This is a genomic window from Microbacterium natoriense (genome assembly GCF_030816295.1).
Taxonomy (GTDB): Bacteria; Actinomycetota; Actinomycetes; order Actinomycetales; family Microbacteriaceae; genus Microbacterium; species Microbacterium natoriense_A.
In genome coordinates, this window is record NZ_JAUSXV010000001.1 from 4,109,984 (window position 1) to 4,134,883 (window position 24,900).

Here is a 24,900-nt window from a genome sequence, read left to right on the forward strand (position 1 = left end):
GAGAGTGCGGCTTGTTACCGGTAACCAGGAAACCTAGCACACGGAGCGAATCCAGCGCCAGACCGAAAGCGGACCCGACTCGGTTTTCGACTCACCCCTGTCTTTCCGCGCATGTGTCCGCTAACATTCCGTTGAGCCCACCCGAGGGCGACCCGAACCGCCGCCTGCTGCAGCGCGCCGTCAACGACGACAAAGGAGTTACCGCTATGAGCGCACCCACCCGACCACCCCGCAGGCGGAGGCTCACAGCCGCCGGTATCATCGGCGCCCTGGCAGCATCCGTCTGCGCCTTCTCCCCCGCACCGGCGTTCGCCGCCGACGTGCCATCGCCGACAGCGCACTACGACATGTCGCACGCCGGCACGACCCTGCTCGATGTATCGGGCAACGGCCGCAACGCCACCCTGGCAGGCTTCACCGATGCGTCCTTCGTCGACGCGGGTGACGATGCCGTGCTGCGGTTCAAGAACGACGGCTATGCCGCCCTCCCGCAGGGGCTCGTCACGGGTGCCGACAACGACTTCACCGTCGAGTACACGGTCGCGACGCAGACCGCGGCGAACCAGTTCGGCTGGGTGCTCGGCAACGGCGTCGGCGCCTGGAACACCACCGCGCTCGGCAACCACGTGTTCGTAAATCCGCGCTCCGGTGAGAGCGCGTACAGCAACCAGGTGCTCTCCGGCATCCGCGTCAAGACCGGAACCAGCAACGGCGAGGTCCGCCTCCCGGCCGGCGGCGGGCTGAACCCGGGCTTCACCACGCTGACCATGGTCGGCAGCGGCAACGCCCTCACGCTCTACCGCGACGGTCAGATCATCTCGACCGTCACCCACACCTACAACCTGAGCTCGATCGTCCCGGCATCCGGCGCTCTCGGCTACCTCGGCCGTTCGCTGTACGCAGGTGATGCGCTGTTCACGGGCGACGTCACCGACGTGCGCTTCTGGGACAGCTCGTTGACCGCCGAGCAGGTCTCGGCGAGCATGCCGACGGCCGCCCAGAAGTCGGCCACGACTCAGGCGCTGCTGCGCGGCGATCTGCTGCCGATCGTCAAGGGCGCGAACGTGTCTCTCGACTCGGTGCGCAGCAACCTCACCTTCCCGGCGTCGTCGAACGGCGTCGCGCTGACCTGGTCGTCGTCCGACACCACGGTCGTCTCGAACACGGGCGTCGTCTCTCGCGCGGTCACCACCGACACCACCGTGACCATCACCGCCACCCCGGCGTCTGGCGCGCCGATCTCGTTCACCGTGACGGTGGCCGCGGCATCCGCGTCGGCCGATCTCGATGCGATCAGCCTCTCGTCCCGCACCACTGAGAACCTGCCCCTCATCACGAAGGGCTCGGTCGACGGCTCGGCCATCACGTGGACCTCGTCGGACGACGCCCTCGTCACACCGACAGAGGTAGGCTACGTCGCCCCGACCGTGGGCACAGCCGATCCCTACCGCGGCGGCGGCATCGTCGAACGGCCCGCGTACGGCAGCGGCGACCGCACGGCGACTCTCACGGCTCACGCGAGCCTGAACGGCACGACACTGTCACGCGCTTTCACCGTGACGGTGGCAGAGCACGCCCGCACGGCGCCCGACGCCGGCTACGCGAGCGCGTACTTCAAGTCCGACAGCGACGAGAAGATCTACCAGGCCGCCACCAGCGGCAACGACTTCTTCACCTTCTCGCCGGTGAACGGCGGCAACGCCGTCATCACGTCGACCGCCGACACGAAGGGCCTGCGCGACCCGTACATCCTGCGCTCGCACGACGGAGACAAGTACTACATGGTCGCCACCGACCTGTGCATCGGTTGCGGCACCGGGTGGGGGCCTGCCCAGTCGGCAGGCAGCCTCAAGATCGAGGTGTGGGAGTCGACCGACATGGTCAACTGGACCCGCACGAACGGCGAGAACACCGGCATCACGATCAACCAGCCCGAGGCGGGCATGACCTGGGCGCCCGAGGCCTACTGGGACGACGCGCTGCAGTCGTACGTGGTGTTCTTCGCCTCGCGAAAGTACTCCGACGCCTCGCACACGAACAGCGACAACCTCTACGCGCGCATGTTCGCCGTGACGACTCGCGACTTCAAGACCTTCACGTACCCGCCCACCACCTGGCAGGACACCGGATACGCGCGCATCGACTCCACGGTCACGAAGATCGGCGACTACTACTACCGGTTCACGAAGAACGAGGAGTCCGGCGCCGCAGGTCCTCTCGAGGCCGGCAAGGACATCTTCCTGGAGCGCTCGAAGGTGCTCACCGCTCCGACGACCTCGTCGAGCTGGAGCGCCGATCCCAGCCAGACCTGGCAGCTCACCGACACCCACATGACCAGCCTCGAAACCGGCCAGGCGGGTGAAGGACCCGAGATCATCAAACTCAATGCGGGCGACCCGAACAACACCGCAGGAGACGGCTATGTCTTCCTCGTCGACAACTACGGCGCGGGCGGCTACCGCGCCTTCGTGACCACGGGCGACGAGATCGCCTCGAGTTCACAGGCGAACCGGCTCTCGCAGCGCTCCAGCTGGAACGTCCGCCCCGCCGGCGGACTCCCGGCGAGCCCGCGGCACGGCGCCTTCGTCAGCGTTCCGCAGACGGTTCTCACGGCCATGAAGAACTGGACCTCGATCGCGGCCGTGGCCTCCACCACGACGCTCGAGGTCACCGGCCGCGACGCCACCGCATCCGTCACGGCCGCCGATGGCGGCGACGTGGCCGGCACCGTGACCTTCACGGGTGGCGCATGGACCTCGACCGTCGCGCTCGTCGACGGAAAGGCCACGGCGAGCATCCCGGCGGGCGTCACCAGCGTCACCGCGACCTATGACGGATACCGCGACAACCTGGTCACGACGTCGGCCTCGTCCGCGGCTCCCGTCGAGGCCCTCACCGTGAACACGGTGGCCGCCGTGCGGTGCGTGGCCGGCAAGGGGCAGGTGCTCGTCACTCTCTCGAACACCTCGACGGTCGCAGCGACCGTCACCGTGACGACACCGTACGGCTCGAAGCAGGTCGCGCTGGCGGCCGGCGCGACCACCACGGCGGCGTTCGCCACCCGACTGGCATCGGTCCCGGCCGGTACCGCCACTGTCACCGCGACCGGAGCGACGGGTCAGTCCTACGCAGGCACCGCCGCCATCCCCGCAGGTCTCTGCGGCTGATCGGAGAAGAAGAACATGACAAGTCTGCTCGCACAGAGCGCCCGGAAGACGGCGGCGATCGTCGCCGCGGCCGCCACCATCGTCGCGATCGGAGCGGTGAGCTCGCACACCGCCTCGGTCGCCGCCGAGGGCCCCGCTCCGCTCATCCACTACTCGTTCGACTCCGCCGCGGGGGCCACGGTCAGCGACCTCTCCGGCAACGGCTACGACGGGGTCATCAAGCAGTCCGGCGCGAGCGTGGCGAATGGCCAGCTCACGCTCCCCGGCGGAGCCAGGGCGACCGCCGGCTACCTCGAGATCCCGACGGCCGGGCTCGTCGGCAAGCAACAGGTCACGGTCTCGACGTGGCTGTCCGGGCGGTCCGGCGCCGCGAACACCGCCGCCGCGTTCATCGGAGCCCCGGTGGCTTCTGGAGCGAGCTACTCCAGCGCCTACTGGCTGCTGAACCCGACGAATCCCAGCGGCTACGTGAAGTCGGCGCTCACCAACGCGGTCAGCGCCACCGCCCCGTGGGGCACCGAGGTCGGCGCGGGGGCGACCAACGCGGCCACATCCGGCATCAAGACGCCCGCCGGCCTGTCGCTGTACACGACAGTCATCGACGGCGCCGCGGGCACCATGACGACCTACGTGAACGGCGCGCAGATCTCGTCGGTGTCGATCAGCCGCAACGTCTCGTCCTTCGGCTCGAACCTCCTGTCCTATCTCGGCCGCTCGACGTACAACGACGCGAACTGGGCGGGAGACGTCGACGACTACGCGGTGTACGCCAGCGCCCTCAGCTCGGCCGATGTACAGTCGCTCTACACCGGCCAGGCCCTCGACCGGGCTGTCGCGGGCGTGACGGTTCCGGGCTCTGCGACCGCCACGTTCACCCTGCCGACCAGCAGCAGCGGCGTCGCGGTGTCGTGGGCCTCCGACAGTGCAGCCATCCAGATCTCCGGAGGAACGGCCGCGGTCACGCGGCCCGCACCGGGATCGGCGGATGCCGTCGCCACCCTCACCGCGACCTTCACGGTCGGCGGCGCCGTGACCACGCGCACGTACTCCGTGACCGTGCCCGCCGAGCTCTCCGACCAGGCCAAGGCGGATGCCGACCTCGCGTCCGTGTCGATCGCGGGAGCGGATGACGTGCGCACCGCTCTCTCGGTCGCGACGACCGGAGCGAACGGTTCGACTCTGAACTGGTCGGTCGTGTCCGGCGCGGCAGTGGCTCAGATCGCCGAGGGTGTGAAGGCCGGTTATGCGACCGTGGCGATCACTCGTCCGGCAGGAGCCGATGCCGCCGCGGTCCTCGAGGTCACGGCGACGAGCGGCGCCGCGACGGCCACGAAGCAGATCGCTCTGACCGTGACGCAGGCGCCCACCGTATCCGACGAGAAGGAGGCCTACGTCTGGGCGTTCTTCACGGGCGAGGGGGCCGGCGCGGAGCGCGTCAGCCTTGCGGCTTCGAAGGGCAACGACGCACTGCGCTGGAACACGCTGAACGACGGCGAGCCGATCTTCACGTCCACGCAGGGAACGACGGGTCTGCGCGACCCGTTCATCATCCGCTCGCACGAGGGCGACAAGTTCTACATGCTCGCCACCGACCTCAAGGTCGACGGCCTCGCTGGCGGCTTCACGACGGCGCAGATCTCCGGGTCGCGCGCCATCGAGGTCTGGGAGTCCACCGACCTCGTGAACTGGTCGTCGCAGCGGCACGTCGAGGTCTCGTCGGCCTATGCGGGCAACACCTGGGCGCCTGAGGCGTACTGGGACGACGAGCTCGGCCGCTACGTGGTGTTCTGGGCGTCGAACCTGTACCCGACGACCGACGTCGCCTCGCGCACCGGTGTCACCTACAACCGCATGGTCTACGTGACGACCGACGACTTCGTGACCTTCTCGGAGCCGCAGATCTGGTCGGACGTGAAGCGCGGCACCGGCCTCGGGCTGATCGATTCGACTGTCGCCGAGCAGGACGGCATCTACTACCGCTTCACGAAGGACGAGGGCTCGATGACGATCCGCGAGGAGAAGTCGACCGACCTGCTCGCGACGATCTCGGGCGCCCTCCCCGGTACGACCGGCTCGGCGGACGAGTGGACGCTCGTGCAGGAGAAGATCGCAACCGGCCTGCCCAACGGCGAGCCGGGCGGCATCTACTCCAGCGGAGAGGGCCCCAGCATCTTCCCGTCGAACCCTGGAGATGCGAACGGCTTCGACTGGTACCTGTTCATCGATCAGCCCTCGTATCACGGCGGCCCGAACCACTACATCCCGTTCGGTTCGACCGACATCACGAACGGCGCCTCCTGGCAGCCCCTCGGCTCGATCCTTCGGGCCAACCTGCCGCAGAACAGCGACGGCGGCAAGCCGCGGCACGGAACCGTGATCCCGGTCACGCGCGCTGAATACCAGACGGTGCTCGAGGGCTTCGCCCCAGAGATCGCCGTCACCGAGGTGGCACCGATCACGGCATCCACCCGTGCCGGCACCGCCCCCGCGCTGCCGAAGGCCACGCTCACGACCGCGAGCGGCGCGACCTCCACGGTCGACGTCGCGTGGGAGGGCGTCGATCCTGCCGACTACGCGACGGCGGGCACCTTCACGGTGCGCGGCACCGCGCAGGACGATTCGCGGATGCCGGTCACGGCGACCGTGACCGTGACTCCGGGTGTCGGCCTCGACCTGTCGACGCGCTGCGTGGCGGGCAAGGTCGTCGTCACCGCGACGGCTGTCAACGCGGCGACCACCGCCGCTCGGGTCACGATCGGCTCGGCCTTCGGCGAGAAGGTCGTCGACCTGGCAGGCGGCAAGAGCACGACCGTCACGTTCAGCACCCGGGCCGCATCCGTGGTCTCGGGCGCCGTGCAGGCGTCCGTCGACGGGGCGGTCGTCGCGACCGGCAGCTACGGAGCGCGCACATGCTGAACCCGGTGCGCAAGGTGCTGCACACCGCTCTGATCGCAGCACTCGCGATCGGCGGGCTGACCGCCGCCGACAGCCTGCAGGCTCCGGCCGCGCAGGCTGTCGGCGAGGACACCTTCACGAATCCGCTCGCGCCCGACACGGCCGATCCGACGATCGAGTTCCACGACGGCAACTACTACATGGTGTCGACCACGTGGGACAACAAGGTCGTGATGCGCAAGGCGCCGACGCTCGCGGCTCTCGGCACCACCAAGCCGGTGACGGTGTACTCCGACACGAATGCGGGCCGCAACGGCAACATGTGGGCGCCGGAGCTCAAGCGCCTGAACGGGCCGAACGGGTGGCGCTGGTACCTCATGTACACGATGGGCGTCGCCGGTGATTACGGCACCCAGCATCTGCAGGTGATCGAGAGCGCGGCCGACGACCCGATGGGTCCGTACACGTACAAGGGCCGCCCGCTGCCGATCGACGACTGGAACATCGACGGCTCGTACCTCGAGCTGAACGGCGAGCTGTTCATGGTGTGGTCGGAGTTCGCCCCCGATGGGCTGCAGAGCAACTACATCGCCCGCATGTCGAACCCGTGGACGGCCACCGGGCCGCTGAACATCCTGTCGCAGCCGGTCGAGTCGTGGGAGACCATCGGTCAGCCGGTGAACGAGGGCCCGATCGCCCTGCAGCACGACGGCCGCACGTGGGTCACGTATTCGGCGAGCTTCTGCGGCACCGCCGACTATCAGCTGGGCACGCTCGAGTACACGGGCGGAGACCCGGTGCTGTCCGCGTCGTGGCAGAAGAGCGACGGCCCCGTGTTCTCGCAGGCGAACGGCGTGTACGGCTCGGGTCACAACGACTTCTTCACCTCGCCCGACGGCACCCAGACGTGGAACCTGTACCACGCCAACGCGCGACCGGACGGCGGCTGCAGCCGCGAGCGCTCGGCGCGGGCGCAGATCGTGACGTGGGATGCCGCGGGCGAGCCCGACTTCGGCATCCCGCAGGCGACGAGCACGGCGATCTCGGTGCCGAGCGGCGAGAACGCCCCGTTGACGGCACACGTCGAAGGTGCGCGCTGGAACCTCGTCAGCCGCAGCACAGGGCAGTGCGCCACGGTGTCGACCGACGAGGACGGCGCCGCGATGGTCGCCGGTGATTGCTCTTCGGCACGGTCGCGGTTCGTGCTCGACACCACGGGCGACGGCTATCTGCGCATCGTGAACGCCGTGAGCGGCAAGGCTCTGGGTCCGTCGTCGTGCACCACCGCTGCGGGGGCTGCGCTCGAGCAGACGCCGTGGCGCACCAAGGGCTGCCAGCAGTGGTCGGTCGCGCAGACGACCGGCGGCTGGTCGACCCTCACGAACCGCACGAGCGGCAAGCTGCTCGCGGCGGGGACTTCTCTGACGCAGTCCGCGGCCGACGGCTCTGCGGCGCAGGACTGGGCGCTGCGTCCCGCCGGCGCCGTGGTCGTGACGTCGATGGTCTCGGGCAAGGCGCTCGAGGTGCCAGGATGCTCGACGGCCGACGGTGCGATCCTGCAGCAACGCGAGTACACCGCGACCGCCTGCCAGAGCGTGACGTTCACGGCCGCCGCCAACGGAGAGTCCGAGATGCACCTCGGTGCGGCGCCCGACAAGTGCCTGGCCGTGAGCGGCGGATCGTCGGCCGACTCGGTCGCCGTGACGCAGGGGGCGTGCGGCATCGCCGGCAGCTCCTGGCGTCTGCTCGTGTCGGGTGAGGGGGTCGTCGAGTTCCGCAACGGCACGAGCGGCAAGGCTCTCGACCTGTCGTTCTGCGCGGCTGCCGACGGCACCCGCGTTCACCAGTACAGCGTTCTGAACAACGACTGCCAGCGGTTCCGCTTCTCGTCCGTAGCCGTCGACCCTGCGGCGGCGCCGGAGATCGCGGCCTTCGCGACCTCGCGCTGCGTGGCCGGCAAGGCGGTCGTCGTGGCTTCGGTGCGGAATGCGGATGCCGCGACCGTCGCCGTCTCGACGACGGCGGGTTCGTACGGATCGAAGTCTCTGACCGTGGCCGCCGGTGATTCCGTTTCTGCGTCTTTCAACGCGCGGACGAGTGCGCTCGCTGCGGGTTCGGTGCAGCTCACGGTGCCCGGGGCGACGTTCTCAGCGGGGTATCCGGCGAAGACGTGCTGAGCGCGTGACAGCGATCGAGTCGCGCAGATGGCCCTGTTTCGAGGTGGAACAGGGCCATCTGCGTGATTCGAGTCCGCATGGTGTCAGTGGATGCTGCCACCATGCGGGGATGGATATCAGACGCTTGCAGGACGAGATCGAGGCCGTGTCAGCGCTCTATGCCGAGCGGTTCGGGATCGAACGCACCGACGACTGGCTGATGCTCAAACTCGGCGAGGAGGTCGGCGAGCTCACCCAGGCGTACCTCTCGCAATCGGGGCGGTCGCGTGATCGGGGTCGCGCAGAGGTCGAGCGCGAACAGGACTTCCGGTCCGAGCTCGCCGATGTCCTCGCCCAGGTGCTGCTGATCGCGCAGAGGTTCGATGTCGACCTCGTCGATGAAGTCGATCGCAAGTGGCTCGCGTGGCGGCGGGACTAGTACGAGAGCGCTCCGACCGTCCCCCGCTGGTTCAGAAGGGTGGCGGTTGGTCGTCTGTCGCCTGTGTGCCGACGATCGGCGGTGGAGGCGTGTCGAGATAGACCTTGCCTGTGGGGCTGGTCCAGGAGAAGGTTCCGCTGTCGACCTGTTCGACGGCCCACGGAGTCTGATGCTTCAGCACATGGTGGCGTCGGCACAGGGCGCCGAGATTCTGCTCCTCGGTCGGCCCGCCTGTCGCCGCATCGGTCGTGTGGTCGATGTCGCAGTCCCGCGCGAGGTAGCCGCATCCGGGGAAACGGCACCGCTGATCGCGAGCTCGCAACCACCGCTTCAGTTCGGCAGAGGGCCGGTATCGGTCGACCGCGAGCACGGCGCCGGTGATCGGATGGGTGAGCACGCGGTCCCAACCGGGAGCCTCCGCCGCGAGGCGGCGGGCGGTGACCGCGTCGATCGGAGCACTGCCGTCTAGTTCGGCGCACGGCCCGTCGATGTCCAGCAGCGCCGTCACCGGGATCGTGACCGACACCGCACCGGTGACGCCGGCGAGCAGTCCGTCCGGGTCGTGACCGGCCGGCGCGCCGGTGAGCAGCAGGTCGAGCGCGAGGTCGGCGCGGATCTCGTCGAGGAAGCGATCGTCGCCGGCCTCGACACGGGCGGTCGTGTCGGAGAGGATGCCGAGCCCCATCGCGGTGATCCGTTCCGACGCCCCGTGGATCAACGCTGCGGGGCCGAGCAGACCGAACTCCGCCATGCCGTCGGCCCGATCCTTCACCCAGATCCTGCGCACTCTGCGGGCGTCGCGGTGCCGAACGTCGAGGCTTCGAGGCCGACGGCGTTCGGCGGCCCGGCGCGCGGCTCGCCCGACGCGAGACGGAGACATGCCCGGAGCCTGCACGAGGCCGATCATCTCGTCGGCGTAGGCATCGCGCTCGGACTCGTCATCGAGGTGGGCGCCCGCGTCGACGATCGACCTCGCCTGACCGGCAGTGATCGCGCCCACGCCCTGCGCGCGCCACACCGACGGGAACTGCGTCACCTTGGCATCGGCATCCGTCATCCGATGCTGGAGGGAACGGTCGCTGGACTGCAGCGCGACCGCGAACTCGGCGGCGACGGCTCGCGCCGCGAGATCCATGGCATCGCCCGCAAACGAATCGGGAAGGCCGGGATCGGCGGCAGCCGCAGCATCCGCCCCGATATCGAACGACAGCCGGGAGCCGACCGCCAGCAGCCCTTCTTTCACAGCGAGGAGCTGGTTGATCGTCCGGTCGACATCGACGAGCATCCCGGTGACCGCGCTCAGCGCACCCACCTGCTCCTCGCTCATCTCGACCAGAACCGTCATACCCTCATCATGCTCGGGGCCACCGACATTTCCGGGCCAGATCAGAGGCGGAAACGCACCCTAAGATCACGGGATGATGACGAACCGGAAACCGCACCCGCCTCGTCTCGCGACGACCCGCGTTGAGCGATCGAAGCGAGTCGACGCGTCGCTCAACGAGCAGGCAGGAACCACGCGTTTCGTCTCGCTGCGCTCGCTCAACGACCAAAGGGGAGTCACCGGCGTTTCGTCTCGCTGCGCTCGCTCAACGACCAGGGGCGGGGCTCCCTCGACGACCGGGGCAGGCTCGCCCCGCTAACGTCGAGATCATGACCGTGCACGCCGACGAGACGCCCATCGATGAGGACACCGCCCGGCAGCTCATCCACGAGCAGTTCCCGGACTGGAGGCACGAGCCCGTGCGCGCGCTCGACGGCGACGGCACCGTGAACACGATTTTCCGCATCGGCGATCACTTCGCGGCCCGCTTCCCCCGCATGGCGACCACGATCGAGTCGCTCCGTGCCGAGGCCACTGCGATGCGCGAGTTCGCGGACCTCTCCCCCATCGCCGCGCCCACGCCGGTCGCCGTGGGCGACCCGGGCGAGGGATTCCCGATGCCGTGGTCAATCCAGACCTGGCTCCCAGGGCGCGTCGCCACATCCGACGCGGTCGCACACTCGACCGGCTTCGCACGCGACCTCGCCGACCTGTTGCGCGCGCTCCGCTCCGCCGACACCCGCAGCCGGCGTTTCTCCGGGAACGGCCGAGGAGGGGACCTGCAGGACTCGGACGAGTGGATGCAGACCTGCTTCCGCGAGAGCGAGGGCCTGCTCCCCGTCGACGAGCTGCGTCGGCTCTGGAGCGGATTTCGGATGCTGCCGCGTACCGCCCCGGACGGCATGACGCACGGCGACCTGACCCCGGCGAATCTGCTCCTCGAGGGCGACCGGCTGCACGGCGTGCTCGACACCGGCGGCTTCGCCGCCGCCGATCCCGCGCTCGACCTCGTGTCGGTCTGGCACCTGCTCGAGGCCGACGCCCGCGCAGAACTCAGGCAGGAACTGCAGATCGACGACCTCGAGTGGCGGCGCGGAGCAGCCTGGGCGTTCCAGCAGTCGATGGGACTCGTCTGGTACTACCGCGAGACCCTGCCTTCGATGAGCGCGCTGGGCCGCAGCACCCTCGACCGCATCCTCACGGCGGAGGGCTGAGCGAGCGAAGCGACGTTTCGTCTCGCTTCGCTCGCTCAACGACCAGGGTGGTGAGTCCCGTTCGTTGAGCGAGGAGCGCCGCGTCGAGCGTCGTACTGAGCGACCGGGGTCGGGGCTATCCGCACGTCTTCGCGGCGAACGCCGCGTCAGCGGCGTCCGTCACCGACACGGTCCCGGCGGGGATCGACGCGAGGCGCGTCGAGAACGACACCGACTTCGACGCGCCCGCATCCACCACCACGCCGGACTTCGTGCCGTAGGGCGAGGCGACATCGACCGTCGCGTCCTCGGCACGCGGGTTGGTCACCGTGACGGCGAGCACCACCTTGCCCGCCACGCACCGCGAGACGACAGCCGCGGTCGGCGGCGCCGGCAGCGCCTCTCCCGTGGCCGCCACCCACGACAGCATCGGCGACTGCGCGTTCGTCGCGGTGAGCGAGAGCGTCACCGCCCCCTCGGCGGCCAGCTCGATGTCGTAACTGAGCACCCGCGAGGGGTTCGCGGCATCCAGCGTGACCGTACCGACGGGGTGCGTCTGCCCGTCGTAGGTCAGCGAGACGTTCGCGGTGCGGGAATTGCTCGCCCACCACGAGTACGAGCCGGCCGCGATCGTGTGCTTTCCGGCGGGCAGCGTTATCGTGTAGCCGACCGAGGCGCCCACCTGATCACTCGTGTACATGCCCGTCGTCGTGGTCTTCGAGTACGGCCCGGCGACGACCCCCTTGTAGTTGACGACGCTCGCGCCCGCCGCGTTCTTGCCCCAGTGTCCCCAAGCGCCGCCCGCGGCCAGCTTCTGGTCGGCCGCCGCGTTGATCAGCTGATCGCCGAGCAACCGCTGCACGGCCAGATAGGCGGGCGAGTCGTAGCCGAGAGAACCGGATGCCGTGCCGTTGACGTCGGCGAAGAACACGGTCCCCGCGGGCACGACCTCGACCCTCGCAGCCGTGGTCGCAGAGCCGTACGAGCCGGTCACCGCCACGGTCGCCCACGCCGTCGAGAAGTCGGCGCCGTCGAGATTCCACGTGATCGGCACCTCGTGCGTGCTGCCGTCGGCCATGGTCGCCGACAGCGTGGCCGGCAACGCGGGAGCCTCGCCCACGGTGGTCGCGAGAGACGGCTGCGGCAGAGAGGAGATCTGCGAGGCGAGAGGGAACGACGCCGTACGCAGCCGCGTCACGAGCTGCTGCGCTCCCTCGCCGTCGAGGCGGTATCCGGCTGGATCGTCGGCCGCGGCTTGCGCGTCGGCGAGCGCCCGCTGGAACAGCACCCAATCGGCATCGGTGTAGTCCTCGGTGCGGGTGATGCCGGATGCCGCGGCCACGGCATCCGCGATCGCCGCCGTCTCTGCGACGCCGGCGGCCGCCGTGCTCGCGACGGCCACTGCGTCGAGTGCCAGGGTTCCTGAGACGACCTCGAAGCGCACTGTGTGTTCGCCCCACGGGAGCCCGCGCAGCGAGTACGCGGCCTGGAAGGACCCGGCCGCCTGCGTCGCGGCGTTTCGCACGAGCTTCTGCCCGTCTACCGTGACATCGAGACGCGCCGAGCCGTCACCCGGCGCGAGCAGATCCGCTCCTGATCCGGTGAACGTGTAGCTGACGCCGGAGCCCGCCCCGGTGTTGCGCGACAGCGAGCGCTGATACTCGAACATGCCGCCGCCGTTCGCGTGCGTCCACCCGCCGTCGTAGACGAGCTTCGTCTGCGGCGCGGCCGAGAGGTCCGTCATCTCGAGCCCGTCGAGGTACTCGCCGTAGTACGGCAGCCAGCCGTCGACCGAAGCGATGCGCAGGTTGTCGAACTGGGTGTTGTAGAAGCCGCTCGCGAGATCGACATAGCCCGACAGGTACGGATTCGCATCGGTCCAGTCGAACACCTGCGCGCCGTCGATCGATCCGGTGATGCGCCCGCCCGTCGCGGTGATCGAGAGGGTGTGCCATGCCGAGGCCGACCAGGTTCCGGTGACGGTCCCGGCCGCGATCTGCGCTCCGTTCCGCTGGAACACCCAGGTTCCGGCCGAGTTCAGACGCAGGGCGTAGGGAGTTCCGGCCAGCGTGTGCGAGTTGCCGCCACCGCTTGAACGGGCGCCGATCGCCGCGTAATTGTCGGACGCCGCAGCGCGCTCGAAGCGCACGTCGACCGAGGCCGTGTAGTTCGTCCAGCGCCGGTCACCGACCGCCGTGATCGGATCGCCGTTGTTCCACGCCCCGCCGACGCCCGTGGTGGCGCGGTCGATCTGCTGGCGGAGGACGTAGCCGCTGTCGGCCGTCTTATACGCCTCGAAGGCGCCGTTGCGGTCCCAGGTGTACAGCGGCGTCGCACCGCCGTCGCCGCCGCGGGAGGCGATGAACGGCTCGGTCTCCGAGGTCGGCTCGCCGTTCTCGTCGAACACCGCGACCGTGCGATCCGAGTAGTCGAAGTCGTCAGCCCAGAGGGCACCGGCGTTCGCACCCTCATCGAGCACGGTGCGCTCTCCCTCGACGGGCAGCGGCGAGGTCCAGCCGGCGTCGCCGGTGACGTCGAGAGTCGTCACGGTGGCGATCGAGAACGGCTTGACCGTGACGGTGTAGACACCGGCATCCGCCTGCACGTCCCCGACGTGCTGCTTGTAGTTCGCGTTGAACGCCTCGCCAGCGTCCGCCGCCCTGGTCTCCCAGACCGCGAGCTGCTGCGCGGCACCGAAGGAGAAGTTCGACGGGGTGATGCGGTAGCTGATGGTCTTCTCGGAGTCGTTCACGAACACGGTCGAGAACTCCGAGCGATCCGGAGCCGCGAGCGTCATGTAGTTCTGCAGGCCATTGCGCCCGTTCACGGGGTTGGTGCCTGTAGCCGTCGTGGCGCTGGCGGAGGGCACGGCACGCCAGATGCCCGCCGTGTTGTCGTTGTTCTCCCACCCGGTCTCGGCGAAGCTCGTGAAGTGCTGCAGCACCGCGAGGGCTCCGTCGTAGTGGATCCAGCCGGACCACGGGTCGCTCGCGCCGACGAGCGACTTGAACGAGTACTGGCCGCCCTCATAGAACGAGGCGATCGCCGGCTGGTAGATGAAGTTCGTGCGGTTCGAGTTCACGAAGCCCTTGACGATCGTGTTCGCCATCTCGAGCGCGCTGCCCGTTCCGCCGAAGCCGGTGCCCGCCGTCGTGGGGTCGGCGGTGTTGTTGTTCGGACGGAAAGAGGAGTTGCTGAAGGTCGCCTGCGCCTCGCTGTTCCACACCTCGATGTCGTACTCCTGAGCGAGCTTCTTGAAGCTGCCGGCGCTGTCGTCGTCGGTGTTGTAGTGGAAGCCCGCGACCTGCACGGCATCGCGGAGCGCGGCATCCGCAACCATCTCGTCGCCGAAGGAGCCCGTGCCGACCTCGTCTGAGATCACGGTCTTGATGCGGTGGAAGAGCTCGGCCTCGCCGTCGCGGAAACCCGCCAGCGACGCATCGGGGCTGACGTAGCCGGCGGAGTCGGTGCGGACCCGGTTCGAGAAGTCCTTGGTCCAGGCGAGGTCGGCGGCGTGCTCGTTGACGCCGGGGTTCACCGAGTCGACCATGTAGCCGTACTCGCGGTACGCAGCGAGGATCGTGTTCTTGTACCAGAGGTAGATCTTGTCGTTCGTGTTCGCCCAGGCGGGGGCGTTCCAGCGCAGGATGCTGACCTTGAGGTCGGGGTTGATCCTGAAGGCGTCGGCGGCGAGCTGGAAGCCCGGGTGGCGGGTGACGTTCGCCTCCTCATCGGCGGTGCGCATGGTCGCGACATCCGAGCCGGTCGAGTTGTTGCGATCGTCGCCCATCTCGATCTTGACCTGGTTCATGAGCGGGTGATCGCCGCCGAACAGCACGTGCAGCAGTTCGGCGTACTTCTCGGGCTGCTGCGCCTTGTAGTCCATGAGCAGTGCGCTCGTGCTGTTGGCCGAGAGCGTGCCGAACCCCTTGAAGGTGAGACCGTTGACGTTGTCGGAGGCGATCTTCGTCGCATCGATCGCGACGTCGTAGGTGGCGTCGCTCTGCACGGCGGACACGGCGGTTCCTCCGGCCGCGGCGGATGCCGGAAGCGGAGCCGCAGCGATGACGCACGTGACCGCGACCAGCGCGGAGAGCGCGGCCGTACGGGCTTTCAGACGGAACATCGTTTCCCTTCCCGGTGCCCTTCCGCGACAGTGCGGTTACGGTCGACCATGACCGTACGGACACAACAGGAACAGATTACGATCGTTTAGCTGTTAGCGCTACCAAGATTGCAGTATCGACCAGAAACGATCATCGCCCGCGAGGCCCCGGGACCGGGGCCGGGCCGGGGCTGAGACCCCGATCCGGGCGTGAGACCCACGGGGGCTCCGTGGGTCTCACGCCCGGATCAGGAGGTCAGCCGCAGCTCCTGGCGAGATACGCAGTGGCGCCGGAGTAGGCGAGGTCACCGGCGGCGCCTGTCACTTGCACCTCCGCCGCGGCGAGCGCCGACGAGCGCGTCGCGAACGACGACGACGAGGTCGCCCCTGCCGCGAGCGTGACCTTCTTCTCGCCGAACGGCGTCTCGATCGTCGCCTCTGCGGCCACGGCATCCGCATTGCGCACCGACACCACAAGCTGAACCTTGCCCGCCACGCAGCGCGAACCCGTCGACACGACGAGGTCGAGCGTCTCTGCGGGTGCGGCCGCGAACGCCCAGTTGTCGACCTCGACGAGGTCGGCATCCGCAGCCGCGCCGTCGGGCGCGGCGAAGACGAAGAACACATCGTGCTCCCCCGTCGCTCCCGTCACGTCCGCCTGCACGGTCGTCCACGCGCCCACCGTGCCGTCGACAGGGATCTCGGCGACCACCTGGCCGTCGACATCGTCGAGACGGACCTGGATGCTGCCGCCTTCGACCAACGGCTTCACCCGCGCCGACACGGTCGCAGCTCCCGCGCCGAAGTCGACGCCGGAGACCCCGGCGAAGTCGCCGTCGTCGACGCTCGAGAGCACCATGTTGCCGCTGCCGTTGTGCTCGGGGAACTCGACCGACGGAGCATCCGTCTTCGCCGTGCTGACCCCGAGCTGCCAGGCGAGCGTCTCGGCTTCGAAGGTGCGGTACGGGTCGAAGCTCTCGACCTGCGCGACACCTGCGCGGGTGCCGACGATCGGCTTGATCGTGCCGTCCGCGTTGAACTCGAGCTTGTCGATGTGCACCGAGCGGTAGCCCTGCGTGGCCCCCGGCGTGCCGAGCGCCGCTGCCCACGCCGCACCGCGCGTCTGTGCGTGGTAGGTGAAGTACGTCTCGCCCTTGTAGGTGAACATGTCGGAATGGTTGTTGCCGCCGTTGCCCGCTCCGAAGAATGTGGCCTGGTTCTGGAACGCGACTCCGGCATATGCCGACGCCGACAGATCCATCGGGTCATCGGTCATCATGTACGCGATCCCGCCACGCGACGGATACTGACCCGGCACCTCGTTCACCTGGAAGTTCGACGAGTACGAGTAGTAGTACTTGTCGCCGTGCTTGAACATGCTCGACGCCTCGAACATGCCGGGGCCGTCGATCTCCACGGGGTCGCCGTCGAGTGTGACCATGTCGTCCTTCAGCTTGACCACGCGGGTCGACTTCGGATTCTGAGGCCCCTGCACGTTCGGCGCGGTGCCGATCTGCGAGTTGCCGCCGAAGTAGAGGTAGCCCTGGCCGTCGTCGTCGATGAACACCTCGGGGTCGAACAGCCACATGCCCGCGGGGAAGCCGCCGCCGGCGATGTACTCGGGCGAGACGGTGTCGGGGATGATCTTCTTGCCCAGAGGATCGGTCCACGGTCCGAGCGGAGATCCGCCGACGACGACGGCGGTGCCGCTGCCGTTGTCGCAGAAGTAGAGGTAGACCTTGCCGTCCTTCTCGATCGCGGCCGGCGCCCAGGAGTTGCGCGACCAGGGCGCGGCTCCGCCTTCGCGCGAGACCGGGACCGTCCCATGATCGACCCAGTTGACCATGTCGCTGGTCGACATCACATTCAGCCGGGTGATCGCCCCATAGCCGTTGGACTGCGTCGGCAGACCGTTGGCGTCCTTGCTGTTCGTCTCGTACTGCTGCGTGTCGTCGGTGGAGTAGATGTAGAGCCGACCGTTGTAGATGAGGTGGTGCGGGTCGGCGCCGAACTTGTGGCCGACCAGCGGGTTGTGGTCCCCGACGGGCTTGGTCTGCACCTTCTCGAGGCTCGTGAACGCCGGCTGCTCCGGTGCGTCCGCGATCTTCACGAGCGACAGCTCATCGACCGCGAAGTCCTGCAGCGCGTTCGAGCCCCACGGCGTCTCGATGAAGAACCAGCCGGCGGCGGCGTGCTTGGCCTCGGCTGTGAACTCCTGGGAGAACGTGCCCCACTCTCCCTGCGTGAAGGTGTGACCGTAGTCGGCGCACCCGTTGAAGTTCGTGGGGCAGAGCGTGAAGTTGAACTGCTGCGTCGCCGCGCCGGTGCTGTACTTCAGCTTCCCGGTCATGCGGTACGTCGCGCCGACCTCGATCTTGCCGGAGACGTTCGCGAACGGGCCGGACTGCGTGTTCTGACGTGCGGCCACCTGCAGCGAGTGTGCTCCGCTCGCCGCGTCGTCGCTCAGCGAGAGCGTGCCGCCCCGGGTGCTCGTCCATCCGGCCGAGTCGGACACGAAGCGGCCGTCTGGCAGGAGGTTCCCCGGCACGGCCGGGGGCTCCGCCACGGCTGCAGTGCGGATGCTCCCGACCGGGTCGGCATACGCGGCACTGGCGCCGGCTGCGGTGACCGACGACGCGATGAGCGCCGCGACTCCGAGCAGGGCTGCGGTACGGGATGCCGGTCGCCCCCGATGCCGGGGGACGCGTGTGTGTGGCGATGTCATGTGCTCACTCCTTGTTTCATGGGTCGCCGAGGGCGCGCTCGAGCAGCGGTATCGACGGATGCCGCTGAGCATGCCGCCTTCGGGCGACGTGATGTGTTTCGTGTGCGACCTGAGACGCGGCCGGCGGTGGATCACCGCGGTCCTGTCGTCGGTCTCCTTGTGGGTCTGGGTGCGCGACCTGGCGTCGTCCGGCGTGCACGCGGGCACGCCGGACACCGCTGTCGAGCGTGAGAACCGTTCGGGTCGATCAGCCCCGGTTCAGATCAGGGACGACCTGGCCCAGCGTTCCCGGGAATCACCGTTCCCGGGGTTTGGATATCGTTTTCGTAAACCGCATAGTGCACTCTCCTCCTTGAGGTACGAGGGAATCGGTGCGCGCGATGCGACCACCGAGATCGTGATCACGAGCTGCCGTCGCACGCCTACCGCCTGCCTGATGTTACCGGGAACAATTCGGTGAGTGCAAGAGGCTGCAAGAGGAGAAGGCACCTCGAATCGCGTGAATGGCGGCATTCCGCCGGATCTTGTCACCATTCACGCGATCCGGGCGAGTGCCGGTTCATTACTCTGGCCCCATGCGCATCTCCGACTTCGCCGTGCCCGACACCCCTGCGGCCCGGGGAGCCCGCGAGCTGATGGACGAATACCACTCCCCTGCGCTGCGCAACCACGTGGTGCGGTCCTGGTTGTGGGCCGAGGCGTTCGCGGTCGTCGAAGGACGCAGCGGCGTCGATCACGAGCTGCTCTATGCGGCGGCCCTGCTGCACGACATCGGGATCGTGCCTGCGTTCGACAACCACGTGCTGGGCTATGAGGAGGCAGGCGGCCATGTCGGCGAGGCGATGGCCGCGGGTGCCGGGTGGCCGGCGGCGCGGCGCATCCGCATCAACGAGGTGATCGTGAGGCACAACTGGCCCGAGGTCGACCCGGCGTTCGACCTCGAGGGCTACCTGCTGGAGACGGCCACCGGCCTCGACATCGCCGGGCGCCGAGATGCGGAGATCCCGCTCGACTTTCGCCGCGAGGTGCTCCACGCGCACCCGCGACTCACTCTCGCCGAGGAGTTCGGCGCCGGCGTGCGGGAGCAGGCGGCCCGCAAGCCGCACAGCCACGCCCGACGGCTGCTCGAGGGCGGGGTCGTCGACAAGCTGGCGGCGAACCCGCTCGAGCGGATCTGAGGATGGATGCGCTCAGAGACCGAGGCGCTCCAGGTACTCGTTCACGAGGCGCCGCTCGGGGTCGTGCTTCGCGACGAGAGCCGCGAAGTCGTCCCATCGCGGGTAGCGCGAGCGCACCTCGGCGCCGTCGAGCGTGAACACCTTGCCCCAGTGCGGACGGGCGGATGCGGGCAGCGCGGCCTCGATGGTCGGCAGCAGCTCGCGCACCGCCGCCTCGTCGGGCTTCCACGTGAAGTGCAGGCCGACGGCATCCGTCCCGTAGGAAGAGCTCAGCCACAGATCGTCTGCGCACACCGTGCGGATCTCATTCACGAGCAGCAGCGGCGCGATGCGGTCGGCGAGCGAACGCACGGCCTCGATGGCGGCCACGGCATCGAGGCGCGGCACCAGGTACTCGCTCTGGATCTCGGCCCCGGCCGACGGGGTGAACTCGAGCTTGAAGTGCGGCAGCCGTTGGAACCACGGGCCCGCGACGCCCTCCTGCTCGGTGCAGGCCTCGGGATCGACTCCGATGATGGGATGCCGTTTGCCCTCGGCCGGCGCAGCGCCGAGAGACACGGCGAGCGCCTCGCGCGCTGCGCGTCGCTCCGCGGCATCCGCCCTCGTGGCGGGCACCCGCTGCTTGATCCAGATCTGGTCGGCGACGTCGGTCCGCTGCCAGGTCGAGAAGATGCTGACGCTGGTTCCGACGCCCGTGACGGCGCCGAGGTCACGGAGGATCGCGTCCCACGACGGGTGCTCGAACACGTGCTGGGCGACCTGGTAGCTGGGCTCGACGTCGAGCGTCAGGTCGATCACCGCGCCGAGAGCGCCGAGCGCCACGACCGCGCCGTCGAAGCCGTCGTCTCCCCGCGCGAGGGAGCGGACTTCGCCGGATGCCGTCATCACCGTCACCGCGCGGACCGCGCTCGCGAGCGAGCCGGTGGCGTCGCCGGAGCCGTGCGTTCCCGTGGCCACGGCACCTGCGACCGAGATGTGCGGGAGAGACGCGAGGTTCGCGAGCGCCAGCCCCTGCTCCTCGAGCACGGGGGCGATATCGCCGTAGCGGAGCCCGCCGGAGACGCGCACCGAGTCGCGAGCGGGCGAGATGTCGATCACCTGGGGCATCCGGTCGAGAGCGATCAACGAGCCGGTCGTGTCGGCGATGTCGTTGAAGCAGTGCCGGGAGCCGAGCACGCGCACGGAGCCCCCCGCGGTGAGCAGCCCGCGGAGCTCGTCGATCGACTCGGGATGCTCGATCGAGGAGGCCCGATAGAGGAGGTTGCCGGCCCAGTTGCGTTCGTCGCCCATGGTGTCAGCGTACCCGCGGGGCCGTGCCTTCAGACGCGCGGGATAGTCTGACCCCATGACAGCGCCGCCCGCTCCTCGAGCGACGATGAAAGACGTCGCGGCTCTGGCCGGAGTGTCACCGAAGACCGTCTCGAACGTCGTCACCGGCACGGTCGTGGTGCGCGCGGAGACCAGGGCGAGGGTCGAGGCGGCTATGGCCGAACTCGATTTCGTGCCGAATCTCAGCGCGCGCGGTCTGCGCAACGGCAGAAGCGGGATCATCGCCGTCGCGCTTCCCGACCTGGGCACGGCGTACTCGGCCCAGCTCGTGCACCGCATCGTCGCCGCCGCGCACGACCGCGGCCTCGCGGTGCAGGTGGAAGAGACCGCGACCGAACCCGAACGCGAGAAGGAGCTGCTCTCTCGCGCCCGCGCCCACCTGATCGACGGCCTGATCCTGAACCCGATCCGCCTCGAGGACAGCGTCGTGAAGTACGCGGACCGCCTGCCGCCGCTCGTCGTGATCGGCGAGGTCGAGCAGAACCGCGCCGACCACGTGCGCATCGACAGCCGTGTGGCCGCATCCGAGGCGACCTGCCACGTGATCTCCCGCGGCGCGCGACGGATCGCCGTGATCGGAGCCGACGACGACCCCGCGTTCGAGACCGCAACCAGCCGGATGCGCCTCGCGGGCGTGCACGATGCGCTGCGCGAGGCCGGCATCGCCCGCGATCGGCGGCTCGAGGTCAACCTGCTGCCCTGGACGATGGCAGGCGGCGCGGAAGCTGCGCGCATGCTGCTGGCGCGCGAGGTCGACTTCGACGCGGTCGTCGCGTTCACCGACTCGATCGCCTTCGGTGCGATGCACACGCTGCACGACGCCGGCATCCGCGTTCCCGACGACGTGATCGTGACCGGCTTCGACGACGTCGAGCTCTCGGCATTCACCTCCCCGTCGCTGACGACCGTGGCCTTCGATCTGGGCGACTTCGCCGAGGCGGCGCTGGGCCTTCTCGAGTCGCGCATGGACGATCGCGTGTCGCCGCCGCGCGGGCTGATCCTGCCGCACCGGCTCATCGCGCGCGCGAGCACCTCGGCCTCGCCGGCCGGGTATCACCCCTGACCGGCAGATCGTCGCGACGGGTATCGCTCTGACTCTTGCGCCGCCGATTACCACGATGTAATGATGGGTGCGCCCCCGACGCAGTCACAAAGGAGTGACCCGATGACACCCCCGCTCGATCTCTCGCGAAGGCAGTTCCTCACCGCCGCCTCGCTGACCGCGGCAGCAGCGCTGCTCGCGGGATGCGCGCCCGGTGCGACGCCCGGCGCCGGCCCGCAGACGCTCCAGTTCTGGCATCTGCTCTCCGGCGGCGACGGCGTGACCATGTCTCAGCTGCTGCAGAAGGTCAACGACGCGCAGGACGCCTTCCGCATCCGCCCCACCGTCCTCGCCTGGGGCACGCCGTATTACACCAAGCTCGCGATGGCCGGCGCAGGCGGGCGCGCTCCCGACGTCGCCATCATGCACGCCACCCGCACGGTCGGCTGGGCTCCGGGCGGGCTGCTCGACCCGTGGGACCTCGCCCGGCTCGAGGAACTGGGCATCGACGCCTCGACGTTCCCGAAGCCCATCTGGGAGAAGGGCTTCGTCGGCGAGCAGATGTTCAGCATCGCCCTCGACGCCCACCCGTTCGTGGCCATGTTCAACACCGACATCTGCGACGCCGCCGGCGTGCTCGACTCAGACGGCGCGCTGCAGGAGACGACCTCACCCGAGGAGTTCCTCGAGCAGCTCCGCGCGATCGGCGGCCAGGCGAGCGGACACGCGCTGTCGTACGGCTACCTGGGCGACGGCGCGCAGATGTGGCGCCTGTTCTACACGCTGTACTCACAGCACGGCTCGCCCATCGAGCTCCCCCCTGGCGGGAAGGCCGTGATCGACAAGGACGTGGCGGTCGAGTCTCTGACGTTCATGCGCACGCTCCTCGACGGCGAGATCGCCGCGGCCCAGGCCGACTACGGCACGGCGGTCGCCGAGTTCTCGACAGGAAAGAGCGGGATGCTGTTCACCGGCGTCTGGGAGCTGCGCACCATGCAGAACGCGAAGCTCCCGTTCGACGCGACGATGATCCCGACCCTGTACGGGACGCCCGCGGTGTACGCCGACTCGCACTCGTTCGTCCTGCCTCACCAGACCCACGCCGACAAGGCGAAGCGCGACCTGACCTATCAGTTCGTCGCCGACATGCTCAAGGGCTCGTTCGGCTGGGCCGAAGCCGGCCACATCCCCGCGTTCCTGCCCGTCACCGAGTCGCCGGAGTACGCGGATCTCGTGCCCCAGGCGCACTACGCCGAGGCCGCGAAGCACGTCGTCTACGATCCGACCGCCTGGTTCACGGGCTCCGGCTCCAACTTCCAGGGCGAGTTCGGTGCTGCCGTGCAGAACGTGCTGCTCAAGGGCGACGACCCGGTCGCCGCGATCGATCGCTTCGAGGCGCGCGTGAACACGATGCTCTCACAACCGAACCCGGCTGACCCCGAAGGGACGTTCGGCTCATGATGACCGCAGCCACCGATTCGACCCGCACGATCGTGACGGGTTCCCGCACCGCCGCCCCCGCACGCCGTGCAGGCACGCGCAGCCGCGAGCAGCTCGTCAGCTGGGCGTTCCTCGCCCCGTTCCTCATCGCCTTCGCGCTCTTCCTGGTCTGGCCGATCATCCACGGCATCGTCCTCAGCTTCACCGACGCCTCGCTCACGGGCGCCGGCGGCGGATTCGTCGGCTTCGCCAACTATGCCGAGGCGCTCAGCGACCCGGTCATGTGGCGTTCGCTGTGGAACACGATCTGGTTCACGCTGCTCTCCACCGTGCCGCTCGTCCTGATCGCCCTGCTGATGGCCGCGCTCGTCGACCGCGGCCTTCCTGGCCAGTGGCTGTGGCGGCTGTCGTTCTTCATGCCGTATCTGCTCGCCTCGACCGTGATCTCGCAGATCTGGGTCTGGATCTTCAACCCGCAGATCGGTGCGGCCAACAACATCCTGAAGGCGCTCGGCCTCGAGCCGCTCGCCTGGCTGCAGAATCCCGAGACCAACATGCTGTCGATCGTGATCGCCACGGTGTGGTGGACGGTCGGGTTCAACTTCCTGCTCTACCTGGCGGCGATGCAGAACATCCCGCCGCAGCAGTACGAGGCGGCGTCCCTCGACGGTGCGGGCGCCTGGCGCCAGTTCTGGTCGATCACGCTTCCCCAGCTGGGACCGGCGACCGTGCTCATCCTGCTGCTGCAGATCCTCGCCTCGCTGAAGCTGTTCGATCAGGCGTACCAGATGCTCGGCGGCGTCGCGAGCGACACCACCCGCTCGATCGTCCAGTACATCTACGAAGCCGGATTCGTCAGCTACCGGTTCGGCTACTCGGCCGCCATCTCTTACGTGTTCTTCGCCCTCATCGTCATCGTGGGTGTCGCGCAGGCCCTGGTCACGCGCCGCCGGAAGGAGCAGCTGTGATGTCCACCGCGACCCTCACCCCGACCGAGGCGGTCGTCACCGCCACGCCCCGGCGCCGCTCGCACCTCCCCGGCCAGAAGCCGTTCGCGCCCCTGCGCGTCGCGGCGTTCCTGGTGCTGCTGCTGCTCGCGATCGGCTGGCTGCTGCCGTTCCTCTGGGCGGTCGCGACCGCCTTCAAGACCGAGCCGGATGCCGCATCGGGCGATCCCTCGTGGATCGGCGCCTCAGGTCCCACGGTCGACGCCTTCACGGCGATCCTTTCGCAGGGCAACGTCTACACCTGGGCGTTCAACAGCCTGTGGACGGCCGCGGCGGTGACCTTCATCACCCTGACGATCTCGGCCCTCGCGGCGTACGCGTTCTCGCGGCTCGACTTCGCGGGTCGCAAATGGCTGTTCGTCGTGATCCTCGCCTCGATCGTGGTGCCGCCGCAGGTGCTGATCATCCCGCTCTTCTACCAGATGCTCGCCTTCAACATGATCGACACCTACTGGGGACTGATCCTGCCGCAGGTGGTGGCTCCGGCGATGGTGTTCATCCTGAAGCGGTTCTTCGACGCGATCCCGATCGAGCTCGAAGACGCGGCCCGCGTCGACGGCGCCAGCCGGCTGCGCATCTTCTGGTCGGTCGTGCTGCCGCTGTCGCGCCCGATCCTGGCATCCGTCGCGATCTTCGTGTTCATCGCCGCGTGGAACAACTTCCTCTGGCCGTTCCTCGTCATCAACGACACCACGCTGATGACGCTGCCGGTCGGTCTGCAGACCGTCATCAGCGCATACGGCGTGCAGTACGCGCAGGTCATGGCGCAGGCGGTGCTCGCAGCCCTCCCCCTCATCGTCATCTTCCTCATCTTCCAGAAGCAGATCGTCAAGGGCGTCGCGACCAGCGGCTTCGGCGGTCAGTGACCCCTACCCGGCTCGAAAGCCACAACCAGGAGAA

General features: G+C 68.7%; 14 protein-coding genes. 10 read left to right on the forward strand and 4 right to left on the reverse strand.

Going from position 1 to position 24,900, the window contains the following annotated elements:
* Positions 1 to 206: 206 nt before the first annotated feature.
* The 4 genes from QFZ53_RS19455 to QFZ53_RS19470 all read left to right on the forward strand — a co-directional run bounded on the left by QFZ53_RS19455 (position 207) and on the right by QFZ53_RS19470 (position 8,657).
* On the forward strand, positions 207 to 3,167 hold the full coding sequence (locus tag QFZ53_RS19455; protein WP_307299193.1) for an immunoglobulin-like domain-containing protein: 2,961 nt from the start codon (positions 207 to 209) through the stop codon (positions 3,165 to 3,167).
* A gap of 15 nt (positions 3,168 to 3,182) precedes the next feature.
* Positions 3,183 to 6,083: an immunoglobulin-like domain-containing protein gene (locus tag QFZ53_RS19460; RefSeq protein WP_307299196.1), complete on the forward strand. Its 2,901-nt coding sequence runs from the start codon at positions 3,183 to 3,185 to the stop codon at positions 6,081 to 6,083.
* Positions 6,077 to 8,239, forward strand: a complete 2,163-nt coding sequence (locus QFZ53_RS19465; protein ID WP_307299199.1) for an RICIN domain-containing protein — start codon at positions 6,077 to 6,079, stop codon at positions 8,237 to 8,239. Before QFZ53_RS19460 ends, QFZ53_RS19465 begins: the two co-directional genes overlap by 7 nt.
* 109 nt (positions 8,240 to 8,348) lie before the next feature.
* Positions 8,349 to 8,657, forward strand: a complete 309-nt coding sequence (locus tag QFZ53_RS19470) for a MazG nucleotide pyrophosphohydrolase domain-containing protein (protein ID WP_292907068.1) — start codon at positions 8,349 to 8,351, stop codon at positions 8,655 to 8,657.
* Between the two features lie 31 nt (positions 8,658 to 8,688).
* On the opposite strand, the gene QFZ53_RS19475 is transcribed toward QFZ53_RS19470, so the two are convergent.
* The gene (locus QFZ53_RS19475; RefSeq protein ID WP_307299204.1) at positions 8,689 to 10,002 is read right to left on the reverse strand and encodes an HNH endonuclease signature motif containing protein; all 1,314 of its coding nucleotides are present in this window, start codon (positions 10,000 to 10,002) and stop codon (positions 8,689 to 8,691) included.
* Positions 10,003 to 10,310: 308 nt separating this feature from the next.
* Between QFZ53_RS19475 and QFZ53_RS19480 the strand changes: the two genes are divergently transcribed.
* Positions 10,311 to 11,195, forward strand: coding sequence for an aminoglycoside phosphotransferase family protein (locus QFZ53_RS19480; RefSeq protein ID WP_307299206.1), 885 nt, complete (start codon positions 10,311 to 10,313; stop codon positions 11,193 to 11,195).
* 115 nt (positions 11,196 to 11,310) lie between these two features.
* Here QFZ53_RS19480 and QFZ53_RS19485 read toward each other — a convergent pair whose 3' ends face one another.
* Together QFZ53_RS19485 and QFZ53_RS19490 are read right to left on the reverse strand one after the other, a co-directional pair.
* The gene (locus tag QFZ53_RS19485) at positions 11,311 to 15,300 is read right to left on the reverse strand and encodes an Ig-like domain-containing protein (protein ID WP_307299207.1); all 3,990 of its coding nucleotides are present in this window, start codon (positions 15,298 to 15,300) and stop codon (positions 11,311 to 11,313) included.
* Positions 15,301 to 15,535: 235 nt separating this feature from the next.
* Positions 15,536 to 18,004, reverse strand: a complete 2,469-nt coding sequence (locus tag QFZ53_RS19490; RefSeq protein ID WP_307299209.1) for a glycoside hydrolase family 43 protein — start codon at positions 18,002 to 18,004, stop codon at positions 15,536 to 15,538.
* 575 nt (positions 18,005 to 18,579) lie between these two features.
* On the opposite strand from QFZ53_RS19490, the gene QFZ53_RS19495 reads away from it, so the two are divergent.
* Entirely contained in the window at positions 18,580 to 19,182 is a 603-nt protein-coding gene (locus QFZ53_RS19495) for an HD domain-containing protein (protein ID WP_307299212.1), read from the forward strand.
* A gap of 12 nt (positions 19,183 to 19,194) precedes the next feature.
* Here the strand turns inward: QFZ53_RS19495 and QFZ53_RS19500 are convergent, their stop codons facing one another.
* Positions 19,195 to 20,472 carry an FAD-binding protein gene (locus tag QFZ53_RS19500; protein ID WP_307299215.1) on the reverse strand — a complete coding sequence of 426 codons (1,278 nt, stop codon included), beginning with the start codon at positions 20,470 to 20,472 and terminating at the stop codon, positions 19,195 to 19,197.
* Positions 20,473 to 20,527: 55 nt separating this feature from the next.
* On the opposite strand from QFZ53_RS19500, the gene QFZ53_RS19505 reads away from it, so the two are divergent.
* The 4 genes from QFZ53_RS19505 (at position 20,528) to QFZ53_RS19520 (ending at position 24,866) form a co-directional block, all read left to right on the forward strand.
* Positions 20,528 to 21,574, forward strand: a complete 1,047-nt coding sequence (locus tag QFZ53_RS19505; RefSeq protein WP_307299216.1) for a LacI family DNA-binding transcriptional regulator — start codon at positions 20,528 to 20,530, stop codon at positions 21,572 to 21,574.
* A 102-nt stretch (positions 21,575 to 21,676) separates the two neighbouring features.
* On the forward strand, positions 21,677 to 23,014 hold the full coding sequence (locus QFZ53_RS19510; RefSeq protein WP_307299218.1) for an extracellular solute-binding protein: 1,338 nt from the start codon (positions 21,677 to 21,679) through the stop codon (positions 23,012 to 23,014).
* Positions 23,011 to 23,961 (forward strand): carbohydrate ABC transporter permease, encoded by a 951-nt coding sequence (locus QFZ53_RS19515; protein ID WP_373426306.1) that lies wholly within the window; start codon positions 23,011 to 23,013, stop codon positions 23,959 to 23,961. Before QFZ53_RS19510 ends, QFZ53_RS19515 begins: the two co-directional genes overlap by 4 nt.
* Positions 23,961 to 24,866 carry a carbohydrate ABC transporter permease gene (locus QFZ53_RS19520; protein ID WP_307299220.1) on the forward strand — a complete coding sequence of 302 codons (906 nt, stop codon included), beginning with the start codon at positions 23,961 to 23,963 and terminating at the stop codon, positions 24,864 to 24,866. The genes QFZ53_RS19515 and QFZ53_RS19520 overlap by 1 nt, the downstream gene beginning before the upstream one ends.
* The last annotated feature ends 34 nt before the right edge of the window (positions 24,867 to 24,900 follow it).

Excerpts from the sequence above, each read along its gene's own strand:
- QFZ53_RS19465 (WP_307299199.1), top strand. The coding sequence starts at position 6,077 with ATGCTGAACCCGGTGCGCAAGGTGCTGCACACCGCTCTGATCGCAGCA.
- QFZ53_RS19460 (WP_307299196.1), top strand. The coding sequence starts at position 3,183 with ATGACAAGTCTGCTCGCACAGAGCGCCCGGAAGACGGCGGCGATCGTC.
- QFZ53_RS19490 (WP_307299209.1), bottom strand. The coding sequence starts at position 18,004 with ATGACATCGCCACACACACGCGTCCCCCGGCATCGGGGGCGACCGGCA.
- QFZ53_RS19515 (WP_373426306.1), top strand. The coding sequence starts at position 23,011 with ATGATGACCGCAGCCACCGATTCGACCCGCACGATCGTGACGGGTTCC.
- QFZ53_RS19505 (WP_307299216.1), top strand. The coding sequence starts at position 20,528 with ATGACAGCGCCGCCCGCTCCTCGAGCGACGATGAAAGACGTCGCGGCT.
- QFZ53_RS19500 (WP_307299215.1), bottom strand. The coding sequence starts at position 20,472 with ATGGGCGACGAACGCAACTGGGCCGGCAACCTCCTCTATCGGGCCTCC.
- QFZ53_RS19455 (WP_307299193.1), top strand. The coding sequence starts at position 207 with ATGAGCGCACCCACCCGACCACCCCGCAGGCGGAGGCTCACAGCCGCC.
- QFZ53_RS19495 (WP_307299212.1), top strand. The coding sequence starts at position 18,580 with ATGCGCATCTCCGACTTCGCCGTGCCCGACACCCCTGCGGCCCGGGGA.
- QFZ53_RS19510 (WP_307299218.1), top strand. The coding sequence starts at position 21,677 with ATGACACCCCCGCTCGATCTCTCGCGAAGGCAGTTCCTCACCGCCGCC.
- QFZ53_RS19520 (WP_307299220.1), top strand. The coding sequence starts at position 23,961 with ATGTCCACCGCGACCCTCACCCCGACCGAGGCGGTCGTCACCGCCACG.
- QFZ53_RS19475 (WP_307299204.1), bottom strand. The coding sequence starts at position 10,002 with ATGACGGTTCTGGTCGAGATGAGCGAGGAGCAGGTGGGTGCGCTGAGC.
- QFZ53_RS19485 (WP_307299207.1), bottom strand. The coding sequence starts at position 15,300 with ATGTTCCGTCTGAAAGCCCGTACGGCCGCGCTCTCCGCGCTGGTCGCG.
- QFZ53_RS19470 (WP_292907068.1), top strand. The coding sequence starts at position 8,349 with ATGGATATCAGACGCTTGCAGGACGAGATCGAGGCCGTGTCAGCGCTC.
- QFZ53_RS19480 (WP_307299206.1), top strand. The coding sequence starts at position 10,311 with ATGACCGTGCACGCCGACGAGACGCCCATCGATGAGGACACCGCCCGG.